Below are 13,292 nucleotides of genomic sequence, written 5' to 3'. Positions count from 1 at the left end.
GCCGGATGTGGGTCCGGTCACCGGACGTGGATGATCACAGATGGGTCACGTACCCTGGGGGGCTGGCAGCCTTCCACCTCCAGAAGGGCGACAACGCGCGTGCTAGGACGGATCTTCGCGATCCTGCTCATCGTGCTCGGACTGGGCACCGCAGCAGCAGGAATCGGCTCGGGCACCGTGTGGCGACCCGACGAGACGGTGACGGCGACCCTGCCGCAGGAGCCGGAGGCACCGGTGGTGCTCGCACGCACCCATGTGCTCGCCACGGTGAACCCCGACGTCCAGGTGAGGCTCACCGGGGCCGACGCGGATACCCCGCTGGTGCTCGTCATGGGACGTACCGCCGAGGTGCGCGCCTGGCTGGACGGGGCCGACGCCCTCGAGATCACCGGCCTGAGCAGCTGGGAGACGCTCCGCGTGGAGGAGTCCGCGCCTGCCGAGCCGAGCGAGAGCCCAAGTGAGGAGCCCGCCGACGAGGAGGCCGCCGAGGACGCCACGAGCACCGTGCCCGACCCGGCCGGTTCGGACCTGTGGATCGAAGAGCTGACCGGCACCGGGGAACTGACCTACGAGTGGAGCCAGGTCGAGGGCGACTGGACGATGATGGTCGCCACCGACGGCACCGCACCGGCGCCGTCGGTCGCCCTCACCTGGGACCGTGAGGTCACGACGCCGCTGATGGTGCCCGGGATCGTGGTCGGCTCGGTGCTCTTCCTCATCGGCGCCGTGTGGCTGACCGTCCTGCTGCTGATGGCCCGTGAGGAGAAGCGTGCCCGCTCACGCAGCGCGGAGTCCGGCGAGGGCGAGGACGCCACGATCGTGCTTCCCGCTGCGAGCCTGACCGGCCCCGACGGCGCCCCGCTCACCCGGCGGCAGCTGCGTGAGGCCGAGCGCACCCAGGTCATCCGGAAGGACGACAGCGACTCGGAGCAGCCGGAGACGGAGCAGTCCGATCAGGACGGGGCCGGTGATCTGGACAGCTGGGTACGTAGCGGCCGTCCCACCGACGACGAGGCTGAGCAGCCCGACCAGCCCGACAGTGCGCCCGATACGGCCGAGCCTGCGCAGGTCGAGACCGCCCGCCGTCGGTGGTGGCAGCGCCGAGGCCCAGCTGAGATGACGACGCCCTCCTCGGACGAGGAGAGCGCCGGCGCTTCGTTGCGTGACCCGTCCAGCTGGGGCACGCCGACGATCGGTGCCGGCGCGTCCGGGACTCCCCACGAGCCGGACCAGGTCGACGAGCCGGACCGGCCCACGGGCCCGGATTCCCCGAACGCCCAGGCCTCGGGTGCCTCCTGGCGCCAGACGTGGGGCCTGGGTCTGAGTCGGCGTATCGGCGATCCTGCCGACCCGGCAGATCCCCCCGAGAGTGAGGAGGAGCGGTGATGCGACGCTCCCACCGACTGCTGAGCGGTGCCGGTGCTGTACTCGCCACCGGCGCGCTGCTCGCGGCGTGCGCGATCCCCGTCCCGGAGCCAGAGGCGCCGCCGGAGCAGACCGAGACGCTCCCGGCGCTGGACGAACCCCGACTGGACCGCGTCCTCGCCGAGCTCGGCGAGGTGATCGCCGCGGCGGACGAGGACCGCGACGCCGAACTGCTCGAGCCCCGGGTGGAGGATCCGGCGCTGAGTGTGCGGGCGGCCGAGTACGCCCTGGCCGACGCCACCGCCGAGGCGGAGAACCCCTACACGCCGCAGCCGCTGACCGTTGCCTCGGACGTCGACATCGTGGCCCAGACCGACACCTGGCCGCGCACCGTGATGGTCGTCACCGAGATCCCGGACGAGGCCAACGGGCCACTGCTGCTGACGTTGCGGCAGGAGGCCCCGCGCAGCCAGTACCTCCTGCAGAGCTGGGTGCGGCTGCTGCCCGGTGCGGAGATGCCCGGCACCGCGATCCCGGGTGAGGGCAGCGCGCCTGTCCCCGACGATGCCGAGGGGTACGTCTACACGCCCACCGGGGCGCTGTCCGCCTACGCCGAGGTCCTGAGCGACTCCGAGGCGGACGAGGCGGCCGACTTCGCCGACGACGTCTTCCGTGACCTCGTCGGTGAGCGACAGGGTGCGGCGTCGGAGGCCGCGGAGTTCGAGGAAGCAGGGGAGTTCGCCTTCTCCACCAGCGTGCCCGAGCAGGAGGTCTCGACCCTGGCCACCGCCGACGGCGGCTACATCGTGGTCGGAGCGCTGCGCACCCGGGAGAGCTACACCAAGACCGTCGAGGGCTCCGAGCTCACCGTCGGCGGGACCATCGGCCTGCTCGACTCCGAGGGGGGCGAGATCGCCGATGTGGGCACCTCCATCGACGCCGACTACCGGCTGATGGTCTCCCTGTACGTCCCGCCGGAAGGCGAGGACGCGCAGGTGCGCGTGCTCGGGGCCGAGGAGGTGCTCACCGAGGTGAGCCGCTCCCAGGACGACTAGAATCGAGAGCATGAGCCAGCCAGACACCCCGGTCAATCTGCACGGAGCCGTCGACCTGTCGGCGATCGCCGCCCCCAAGCCGCCCGCGCCCTCGCAGGACACCCCTGCCGGGCTGGTCGTCGACGTCACCGAGGCCAGCCTCAACGACATCGTCCAGCAGTCGATGAGCGTGCCGGTCGTGGTGATGCTGTGGCAGGTGGGCGAGGGCAGCAGTCTGCAGCTCGGGCCGACGATGGAATCCCTGGCCGTGGAGTACCAGGGTCAGTTCCTGCTGGCCCGGATCGACGTGGCCGCCAACCCCCGCGTGGCCCAGGTCTTCAACGTCCAGTCCGTCCCCTCGGTGGTGGCGATCATCAAGGGCCAGCCGTTGCCGCTGTTCCAGGGTGCCTACCCGGCCGAGCAGATCCGGTCCGTGCTCGACCAGGTGATGCAGGCCGCCTCCGAGAACGGCGTGACGGGCCGCGTCGAGACCGGCGCCGCCGAGGACACCGAGGCCGGCGAGGCTGCCGAACCCGCCGAGCCCCCGTTGCCGCCCCACATCCAGGCCGCCTACGACGCCATCGAGGCCGACGATCTCGACGGCGCTGCCGCCGCCTTCACCGAGGCGCTCAACCAGAACCCGCGCGATGCCGAAGCCAGCGCCGGTCTGGCCCAGGTGGAGCTGCTACGCCGTCTCACCGGCCTGGACCCCGAGGCGGTCCTCGCCGCTGCCGAGCAGGCAGGTCCCGGTGACGTCGAGGCCCAGCTCCCCGCGGCCGACGTCGAGGTGGCCTCGGGCCGGCTGGCCGACGGCTTCTCGCGGCTGCTCGCCACCATCCGGGTGACGGCGGGCCCTGACCGTGAGGCGGCGCACAAGCGCCTGGTCGAGCTGTTCCAGCTGGCGCCGGAGGACTCGCCCGAGGTGGTCAAGGCCCGCCGTGGCCTGGCGGTCGCCCTCTACTGAGCCGACCTACTGCGACGCCTGCTCGGGCCGCAGCACGCTCACGCCCATCGGCGGCACCCGCAGCACCAGGGAGTGCGCCCGGCCGTGCCACGGCACCTCCTCGGCGATGCGCTCGCCGTTGACGACGCCGCTGCCTCCGAAGTCGCCGTGATCGGTGGTGAACACCTCGGTCCACCGGCCGGCGACGGGCACAGCCACCCGGTAGTCCTCGTGGGTGCTGCCGGAGAAGTTGGCGACCACCAGCAGCTGCTCGCCGCCGCCCTTGCGCAGATAGGCGATGACGTTGTGGTCACCGTCGTTGGCCTCGATCCACTCGAAGCCCTCGTGGGAGAAGTCCTCGGCCCACAGCGCCGGGCTCTCGGTGTACAGGTGGTTGAGCCGGCGCAGCATCTGCCGGACACCGGCGTGGGACGGGGTGTCGCTCAGGGCCCACTCCAGCGACCCCGACTCGGCCCACTCCCGGTTCTGGGCGAACTCACCGCCCATGAAGATCAGGTTCTTGCCCGGATGGGTCCACTGGTAGGCGAGCAGCAGGCGCACCCCGGCGAGCTTGGCCCACAGATCCCCGGGCATCCGCTCCCACAACGAGCCCTTGCCGTGCACGACCTCGTCGTGGCTGAGCGGGAGCACGAAGCGCTCCGAGAAGGCGTACACCAGTGAGAACGTCAGCTCACCGTGGTGGTAGCGGCGGTTGATCGGCTCCTCGGCCAGGTAGCTCAGGGTGTCGTTCATCCAGCCCATGTTCCACTTCAGGCCGAAGCCTAGCCCGCCGTGCTCGGTGGGTGTGGTCACGCCGGGCCATGCGGTCGACTCCTCGGCGATCATCATGATCCCCGGCGCCACCCGGTAGGCGGTGGCGTTGGTCTCCTGCAGCAGCTGGATGGCCTCCAGGTTCTCCCTCCCGCCCCGGGCATTGGGCCGCCACTGCCCGGCCTCGCGGGAGTAGTCCAGGTAGAGCATCGAGGCGACGGCGTCCACCCGCAACGCGTCGATGTGGAACTCGGTGAACCAGTAGAGGGCGTTGGCCACCAGGAAGTTGCGCACCTCGTTGCGGCCGAAGTTGAAGACGTAGGTGCCCCAGTCCTTCTGCTCCCCGCGCAGCGGGTCCGGGTCCTCGTACAGGGCGGTGCCGTCGAACCGGGCCAGCGCCCAGGCATCCTTCGGGAAGTGGGCGGGCACCCAGTCCACGATCACGCCGATCCCGGCCCGGTGGAGCCGGTCGACGAGGTGGCGGAACTCGTCCGGGCTGCCGAAGCGGGAGGTCGGGGCGTAGTAGGAGGTCACCTGGTAGCCCCACGAGCCGCCGAAGGGGTGCTCGGCCACGGGCATCAGCTCGACGTGGGTGAAGCCCATCCACTGCACGTACTCGACCAGCTGGTCGGCGAGGTCGCGATAGCTCAGCCCCTGGCGCCAGGACCCGAGGTGGACCTCGTAGATGCTCATCGGCCCGGTGTGCGGGTCGGTCGCGGCGCGGCGGGTCATCCACGCCTCGTCGTCCCAGGTGTAGGCGGTCTCCTCCACCACCGAGGCGGTGGCGGGTGGCACCTCGGTGGCGCGGGCCATCGGGTCGGCCTTCATCTCCCACGAGCCATCGCTGCGGCAGATCTCGAACTTGTACCTCTCGCCCGCGGCCACGCCGGGGACGAAGATCTCCCAGACGCCGGAGGAGCCGAGCGCTCGCATCGCGTTGCCGCGCCCGTCCCAGCGGTTGAAGTCGCCCACCACGCGCACGGCGCGGGCGTTCGGCGCCCAGACCGCAAACGAGGTGCCGTGCACCTCGCCGAGGGCCGAGGGGTAGCGCCGGACCCGGGCGCCGAGCACGGTCCACAGCTGCTCATGGCGCCCCTCGGAGATCAGGTGCTGGTCCATCTCTCCGACGGTCGGCAGGAACCGGTAGGGATCGTCGGTGACGGCGGCACCGTCGTCGTAGACGGCGTGCACCCGGTAGTCGGGGACCTCCTGAGCCGGCAGGACCACGGTCCAGATGCCGCCCCGCTCGTGGCGGGCCGGGACCTCGCCGTCGGGGGTGCGGATGGTGACCGCGGTGGCCAGGTGGCGCATCGTGCGGATAGTCAGGACGCCGTCGTGGAGGTGGGGCCCGAGCACATCGTGCGGGCCGTGGTGGGTGCCGGCCGCGACGCGGTCGAGCACCTCCTCGGGCACGGGGGCGGGGCTGAGGTGGTCGGTCATGGCGGGCTCCTCGATCAGTCGGCGGATCGCAGCCAGCGGGATGGGCAGCCAGTCCGGACGGTTCTGCTTCTCGTACACGGCCTCGTACAACGCCTTGTCCAGCTCCAGCGCGTCGAGCAACCGTAGGTCGGTCTGCGGGCGTTCGCTCAGGTAGCCCTCGACGAGCGCCTGGCGGACTTGCCCGGCCCAGCCCGGCGGGGCCTGACCGACGGTGGCGGCGTAGTCGGCCGAGCGCAGCAGCCCCGCGAGGTCGCGCAGCGGCTGGTCCCGGGCGCTGCGCTCGGCGAGCGGGCGCAGCGGTTCGCCCTCGAAGTCGAGCACGAACCAGTCCTCGCCACGGCGCAGCACCTGACCCAGGTGCAGGTCACCGTGGATCCGTTGGGCCGGCGGGGCCGGCAGATTCCCGACGGCGTCCGTGGCCGCCTCCACGGCGGCTCGCCAGGGCTGCAGCTCGGCCACGGCGGAGACCGCCCAGCGGGCCCGCTCGCGCAGCCCGGTGGTGACCTCGCCCGGGCCGACCCCGAGGGCGTCGGCGAGCACCGTGTGCATCTGCGCGGTGCGCCGGCCCAGATCGAACGCCGGCTCACGGAAGTCACGGCCCTCGCGCGCATGGGCGCAGGCCAGCTCGAAGCCGTCCTCGGCTCCCGGCACGAACGCGGAGATGACCCCCAGGTCCACGGTGTCATCGGGCCGGGCGGGCTCATCGGCCGCGCCCGGCCAGCCGCAGGTGAGCCATCCCAGCGGTTCGGGCACGTGCCGCCACCCGGCGGCGGCCAGGGCGGCCGCCACCTCGATCTCGGGGTTGGGCCCGGACGCCGGGACGCGGAAGATCTTCAGGATGGCCGAGCGGGCGTCGTCGTGGGTGCTCAGGCGGACGGAGGTGTTGGACTGCTCACCGGTGTGCACCGTCCCGCTCGCCGGGTCGAGGTCGGCGAGGGCGAGACCGGCACCCTCGGGAGCCTGGGCCACCGCGAGCCACGCCCGCAGGAAGGCCGGGTGGTGGGGGCCGTCGATGAGCACCGAGTCCCGGCCGAGGGCGGCGATCCGGCCGGGGGAGTCCGCATCCGGGCCGGCCGGAACGACCACCAGGGGCACCTGCAGCACGGCCGAGACGGTGCTGCCCTGCAGCCGCAGCAGCACGATGCTGCACGCCGCCTCCTCGAGCGGGTCCGGCAGATCGATGACCTCAAGCACCGAGAGATCGGCCTCGGGATCGTCCTTGGCGGGGAACCAGCGCGCCTGCCGCAGCCACGGATCGATGAGCTCGAGCAGCAACGGGGAGTCCTGAGCGGTCATGAGGTGACCACCTGCAGCCAGAAGAAGTCGCGCGAGCCGAGCGTGAGCTCGACCTCGCCGTCCAGGGGCTCCTCCTCGGCCTCGGTGCCCTGCGCCGTGGAGGCGGCGACGGGTGCGATGCGCGGGAACGCCTCACCGCCGAAGAGGTCGACCAGGCCGCGGCCCGCCAGCCCCGGCAGGCGGATACGCGTCGCCCGTGGGGTGGCCGCGAGGTTGGCCACGCACAGGATCGTCTCGCCGTCGGGGCCGCCCTCGGTGCGCAGGAAGGCCAGCACGGCCTCGTTGTCGGCCTCCAGCGGGACGTAGTCGCCGGTCCCGAAGACCGGGTGGCGCCGGCGCACCTCCAGGATGCCGCGCACCCAGTGCAGCAGCGAGGTGGGGATGGCCAGCTGGGACTCCACGTTCAGCTGGTGGTAGCTGTTGGTGAGGTTCTGCACCACCGGCAGGTACATCCGGCCCGGATCGGTGGCCGCCGAGAAGCCGGCGTTGCGGTCGGGATCCCACTGCATCGGGGTGCGCACGGCATCCCGGTCGGGCAGCCAGATGTTGTCCCCCATGCCGATCTCGTCGCCGTAGTACAGGCACGGGCTGCCGGGCAGGGAGAGCAGCATCGCATGGGCGAGCTCGATCTCGGCGCGTGAGTTGTCCAGCAGCGGCGCGAGCCGGCGGCGGATGCCGACGTTGGCCCGCATCCGCGGATCGGGTGCGTACCACCCGTACATCGCGGCCCGCTCCTCGGTCGAGACCATCTCCAGCGTCAGCTCGTCGTGGTTGCGCAGGAACGTGCCCCACTGCGCCCCGGCCGGGATCGCGGGGGTGTCGTCCAGGATCTGCACGATGCTGCGCGCCGACTGCTCCTTCAGGGCGTAGAAGATCCGCGGCATGACCGGGAAGTGGAAGCACATGTGGCACTCGGGGTCCTCGGGGGACCCGAAGTACTCGACCACGTCGTGCGGCCACTGGTTCGCCTCGGCCAGCATGAGCCGGCCGGGGAACTCGGTGTCGACCAGCCGGCGCACCTCGGCGAGGAACTCGTGGGTGCGGGGCAGGTTCTCGCCGTCGGTGCCGTCCTCCTCGAACAGATAGGGCACGGCATCCAGCCGGAACCCGTCCACGCCGGTGCGCAGCCAGAAACGGACGATGTCGAACATCGCCTCCTGCACCCGCGGGTTCTCGAAGTTCAGGTCCGGCTGGTGGGAGAAGAACCGGTGCCAGAAGTACTGCCGGCGCACCGGGTCGAAGGTCCAGTTGGAGACCTCGGTGTCGACGAAGATGATGCGAGCCTCACCGTAACGGTCGGGGTCGTCACCCCAGACGTAGAAGTCGCCGTAGGGCCCGTTCGGGTTGGAGCGGGAGGACTGGAACCACGGGTGCTGATCGCTGGTGTGGTTCATCACCAGGTCGATGATCAGCCGGATCCCGCGGGCATGAGCGGCCTCGACCAGCTCGGCGAAGTCCTCGATCGTGCCGTACTGCTCGGCCACCGAGGTGTAGTCGGAGACGTCGTAGCCACCGTCGCGCAGGGGGGAGGGGTAGAAGGGGGGCAGCCACAGGCAGTCCACGCCGAGCCACTGCAGGTAGTCGAGCCGGTCGATCAGTCCGCGCAGGTCACCGGTGCCGGAGCCGTCGGAGTCGGAGAACGCGCGCAGCAGCACCTCGTAGAAGACGGCCGTGCGGTACCAGTGCGGGTCCTCGCTCAGCCCGGGCCGCGTCTGATCGGTCAGGGTGAGCTGGCCGCGGCGGTGGGCGGTGCTCATGAGGTCCTCACGTGCAGCACGTGCGCGCACCGGCCGTACGGATCGAGCCGCACGAACGGGGTCGCGCCCCAGGCGTAGGACTCACCGGTGAGGTGGTCGTGGGCGATGAACTCGGCGCCGGGCTCGAGCCCGAGCGCGGGCATGTCCAGATGGATGAGTGACTCCCTCGTGGTGTACGGATCCAGCGTCACCGCCACGATGATCACATCCTCCTGACCCGATGGCGACTGCTCGGCGGGCACCCGGCGGGAGAAGCAGAAGATCGCCTCGTCGGTGGTGGGGTGCACGGTCAGGTTGCGCAGCCGCTGCAGGGCAGGATGCTCCCGGCGTGCCTGGTTCAGGCTCCGCAGCAGGTCGGTCAGGCCGTACTGGCGGGCCGCCGCCTCGAAGTCGCGGGGCTTGTACTCGTACTTCTCGTTGTCGATCTGCTCCTGCGCCCCGGGGCGGGCCACGTGCTCGGCCAGCTCGTAGCCGGAGTAGATCCCCCAGGTGGGCGATCCGGTGGCCGCGAGGACCGCCCGGATCGCGAACGCCGACGCGCCGCCCTGCTGCATGTACGGCGTGAGGATGTCGTGCGTGGTGGGCCAGAAGCTGGGGCGCATCACGGCGGCACCGTCACCACTGACCTCGGTGAAGTACTCGGTCAGCTCCTCCTTGGTGTGACGCCAGGTGAAGTAGGTGTAGGACTGGTGGAACCCGATCGTGGCCAGCGTGCGCATCATCGCCGGGCGGGTGAAGGCCTCGGAGAGGAACAGCACGTCCGGGCGCTGGGCGGCGACGTCGGCCAGCAGCCATTCCCAGAACGGCAGCGGCTTGGTGTGCGGGTTGTCCACCCGGAACGCGGTGACGCCGTGGTCGATCCAGACCTGCACCATCTCCCGGACGGCCGTGTAGATGCCGGCCGGGTCGTTGTCGAAGTTCAGCGGGTAGATGTCCTGGTACTTCTTGGGCGGGTTCTCCGCGTAGGCGATCGAGCCGTCCGCCCGGGTGGTGAACCACTCCGGGTGATTGCGCACCCACGGGTGATCGGGGGAGGCCTGCAGTGCCAGGTCGAGCGCGACCTCCATGCCGAGCGCGCGGGCACGGTCGACGAAGGCGTCGAAGTCGGCGAAGTCGCCCAGGTCCGGGTGGATCGCGTCGTGACCGCCCTCCGGCCCGCCGATTCCGTAGGGCGAGCCCGGGTCGCCCGGCAGTGCCTCGAGAGTGTTGTTGCGGCCCTTGCGGTTCGTGGTCCCGATCGGGTGGATCGGGGTGAGGTAGACGACGTCGAAGCCCATCTCCGCGATCGCGGGCAGCCGCTCGGCGGCCGTGCGCAGCGTGCCGGAGATCCAGGCGCCGGTGTCCGGATCCTGATAGGCGCCCTCCGACCGCGGGAACAGCTCGTACCAGGAGCCGTACAGGGCGCGCTCGCGGTGCACGGTCAGCGGATAGGTGGCCGAGGCGGAGACGTACTCGCGCAGCGGGGCGGCCGCGAGCACGTCCTGCACCTCGGGTGCGGTGCCCGCCGCCAGGCGGGCGTGGGGCGGCCTGCTGACGTCCCGCAGCCCGGTGACGGCGTCGCGCAGGGTGCGTGCGCCGTCGGGGGTGCGGGCCACCTCGGTCAGGGCACGTTCGAGCACCAGCGCGCCCTCGGTCAGCATCAGCTCGACGTCGACGCCGGCATCGACCTTCACCGTGGCGTCGTGGTGCCAGGTGGCGTAGGGGTCCGACCAGCCCTCCACCCGGAAGCCCCAGGCCCCGGGCGCGTCCGGCACCAGGTGCGCCTCGTAGCGGTCCAGCCCGGGGGAGACGTCGCGCATCGGCGCCCAGGAGTGGTCACTGCCGTCCGGGGCGACCAGGACGGCGGTGGCGGCGACCGCGTCGTGGCCCTCGCGGAAGACGGTGGCACGCACGGGGACGGCCTCGGCCACGACCGCTTTCGCGGGCCAGCGGCCGTTCTCCACGGTCGGGGCGACCTCGATCACCGGGATCCGTCCGATCGGAGCCCGGGGCGTCGGCTGGGGGGCGGCTGCTGAAGTGCTCACCCCTCGAACCTACCGACCACAGCGCTCGGGCACACCCCGTAGCGCTAACCCTTATGCTGCCCGCGTGAGAGCGATCCGACGATTCACCGTCCGCACGGTACTTCCCGACGCACTGGCAGCTCTGGACGAGCTCGCCCTGAACCTTCGATGGGCCTGGCACGAACCCACGCGCGAGCTGTTCGCCGGTCTCGACCGCGAACGCTGGGCCGCCGTGCACGGCGACCCCGTCGCGCTGCTGGGCGGATTGTCGCCGGAGCGGCTCGAGCAGCTCGCCGCCGACCCCGCCTTCGTGGCCCGGGTGGGCGAGCTCGCCGACGATCTCCGCCGCTACCGCGAGCAGGAGCGGTGGTACCAGGGGGAGGTCCGCCGCCGGGCGGAGGCAGGGGAGGCGGCGCTGCCTGCCGCGATCGCCTACTTCTCGGCCGAGTTCGGGATCACGGGAGCACTGCCGCAGTACTCCGGCGGCCTGGGGATCCTCGCCGGTGACCACCTCAAGAGCGCCTCCGACCTGGGCGCGCCCATCGTCGGCGTCGGGCTGCTCTACGGCGCCGGCTACTTCCGGCAGTCCTTGACGCGTGAGGGCTGGCAGCACGAGACCTACCCCTTGCTCGACCCCGACAACCTGCCGCTGACGCTCGTACGGGAGGCGGACCGGACGCCGTCGAAGATCAGCCTGGGACTGCCCGGAGGGCGGACCCTGCACGCGCAGATCTGGCGCGCCGACGTGGGCCGCGTGCCCCTGCTGCTGCTGGACTCCAACGTGCCCGAGAACGACGATCTGGCGCGGCGGGTGACCGACCGCCTCTACGGCGGCACCAGCGAGCACCGGCTGCACCAGGAGCTGCTGCTGGGCATGGGCGGGGTGAAGGCGCTGCGGGTGCACTCCCGGCTCACCGGGGCGCCCGAACCGGAGGTGTACCACTGCAATGAGGGCCACGCCGGTTTCCTGGGCGTCGAGCGGATCCGCGAGCTCATCGCCGGCGAGGGGCTCTCCTTCGCGGCGGCGGCCGAGGCGGTGCGGGCCGGCACGGCGTTCACCACCCACACCCCCGTGCCCGCGGGGATCGACCGGTTCGGCGCCGACCTGATCGCCGAGCATTTCGGCGGTGGCAACGAGCTGGCCGGGATCGCCGTCGAGGACGTGCTCGCCCTGGGCCGCGAGACCTACACCGGTGGTGACCCTGGGGTGTTCAACATGGCCGTCATGGGGCTGCGGCTGGCCAAGCGCGCCAACGGCGTGGCCCAGCTGCACGGGCGCGTCTCGCGGGGGATGTTTGCCGCGCTGTGGCCGGGATTCGACGTCTCCGAGGTGCCGATCACGTCGGTGACCAACGGGGTGCACGCCGGCACCTGGACCGATCCCGAGTTCGCGCGCGCGCAGGCGGAGTACTTCACCGCCGACGAGCTCGCCACCGGAACGGGTTGGTACAAGCCCGAGGGCGGTATCGACAACGCCACGCTGTGGCAGCTGCGACGGCAGATGCGCTCGCGGCTGGTCGAGGATGCGCGGGCTCGGGTGCGTAAGTCGTGGCTGAAGCGTGGCGCCTCCCCGGCGGAGCTGGGCTGGGTGGACGGTGTGCTAGACCCGGACGTGCTGACCATCGGGTTCGCGCGCCGCGTGCCGACCTACAAGCGGCTGACGCTGATGCTGCGGGACACCGAGCGCCTGCGGCGGCTGCTGACCGACCCCGAGCGGCCGGTGCAGATCCTGGTGGCGGGCAAGTCCCACCCGGCCGACGAGCAGGGGATCCGGCTGATCCAGAAGCTGGTGCAGTTCGCCGACGCCGAGGACGTGCGCCACCGCATCGTGTTCCTGCCCAACTACGACATCGAGATGGCGCAGACCCTGTACCCGGGCTGTGACGTCTGGTTGAACAACCCCCTGCGCCCGCTGGAGGCGTGCGGGACCTCCGGGATGAAGGCGGCGCTGAACGGCTCGCTGAACCTGTCCATCCTCGACGGGTGGTGGGACGAGATGTACGACGGCGAGAACGGCTGGGCCATCCCCACCGCCGACGGCGTGGACGATCCGGAGCACCGCGACGACCTGGAGGCCGCCGCGCTCTACGACCTGCTCGAGCACACGGTGGCGCCGCGGTTCTACGACCGCACCGGCGGGCTGCCGGTGCACTGGCTGGAGAACGTGCGCCACACCCTGGCCACCCTCGGCCCGAAGGTGCAGGCCACCCGGATGGTGCGTGAGTACGTGACCGAGCTGTACACCCCGACCGCGGAGTTCTCGCGGGCGCTCAACGGTGGTGACCGGGCCGCGGCCGTGGAGCTGGCGGACTGGAAGGCCCGGGCGCGCGCGGCCTGGTCCGGGGTGCGGGTCGACCACGTCGAGTCCGAGGGCCTGCACGAGGCGGTCAAGGTCGGGGACCATGTGACGGTCAAGGCCTTCGTCTCGCTCGGCGACCTGCGGCCCGAGGACGTCGAGGTCCAGGTGAACTACGGCCGGGTCGGTGAGGACGACGAGATCGACGACTTCGGCACCGCCGCGCTCCCGCTGACCGACTCCTACGAGGGCGGGCGCCACCAGTTCTCCCGCGTCTTCACCCTCGCCCAGGCCGGGCCGTTCGGGTACGCGGTGCGGATCGTGCCGCGGCACCCGCACCTGGCCGGGCACACCGAGCTGGGGCTGGTGACATCGGCGAGCTGAGCG

General features: G+C 71.6%; 7 protein-coding genes. 4 read left to right on the top strand and 3 right to left on the bottom strand.

Annotated elements, in window-relative coordinates; genetic code table 11:
* The first annotated feature begins 99 nt into the window (after positions 1–99).
* The 3 genes from LQF12_RS11360 to LQF12_RS11350 are packed head-to-tail and all read left to right on the top strand — an operon-like array spanning position 100 to position 3,363.
* A complete protein-coding gene (locus LQF12_RS11360) occupies positions 100–1,386 on the top strand; it encodes a hypothetical protein (protein ID WP_231053047.1) in 1,287 nt (428 codons plus the stop codon).
* Positions 1,386–2,420: a DUF8094 domain-containing protein gene (locus tag LQF12_RS11355; RefSeq protein ID WP_231053046.1), complete on the top strand. Its 1,035-nt coding sequence runs from the start codon at positions 1,386–1,388 to the stop codon at positions 2,418–2,420. Before LQF12_RS11360 ends, LQF12_RS11355 begins: the two co-directional genes overlap by 1 nt.
* A 10-nt stretch (positions 2,421–2,430) precedes the next feature.
* Positions 2,431–3,363, top strand: coding sequence for a tetratricopeptide repeat protein (locus LQF12_RS11350; protein ID WP_231053045.1), 933 nt, complete (start codon positions 2,431–2,433; stop codon positions 3,361–3,363).
* A gap of 6 nt (positions 3,364–3,369) precedes the next feature.
* On the opposite strand, the gene glgB is transcribed toward LQF12_RS11350, so the two are convergent.
* The 3 genes from glgB to LQF12_RS11335 are packed head-to-tail and all read right to left on the bottom strand — an operon-like array spanning position 3,370 to position 10,630.
* Entirely contained in the window at positions 3,370–6,849 is a 3,480-nt protein-coding gene (glgB, locus tag LQF12_RS11345; RefSeq protein WP_231053044.1) for a 1,4-alpha-glucan branching protein GlgB, read from the bottom strand.
* Positions 6,846–8,606: a maltose alpha-D-glucosyltransferase gene (gene treS / locus LQF12_RS11340; RefSeq protein WP_231053043.1), complete on the bottom strand. Its 1,761-nt coding sequence runs from the start codon at positions 8,604–8,606 to the stop codon at positions 6,846–6,848. The genes glgB and treS overlap by 4 nt, the downstream gene beginning before the upstream one ends.
* Entirely contained in the window at positions 8,603–10,630 is a 2,028-nt protein-coding gene (locus LQF12_RS11335) for an alpha-1,4-glucan--maltose-1-phosphate maltosyltransferase (protein WP_231053042.1), read from the bottom strand. The genes treS and LQF12_RS11335 overlap by 4 nt, the downstream gene beginning before the upstream one ends.
* A gap of 64 nt (positions 10,631–10,694) precedes the next feature.
* On the opposite strand from LQF12_RS11335, the gene glgP reads away from it, so the two are divergent.
* Entirely contained in the window at positions 10,695–13,289 is a 2,595-nt protein-coding gene (gene glgP, locus LQF12_RS11330) for an alpha-glucan family phosphorylase (protein ID WP_231053041.1), read from the top strand.
* Positions 13,290–13,292: the final 3 nt, after the last annotated feature.

The organism is Ruania suaedae (assembly GCF_021049265.1).
Taxonomy (GTDB): Bacteria; Actinomycetota; Actinomycetes; order Actinomycetales; family Beutenbergiaceae; genus Ruania; species Ruania suaedae.
The sequence above is the reverse complement of the archived record's forward strand: the minus strand, read 5'-3'. Positions and strand labels throughout refer to the sequence as shown.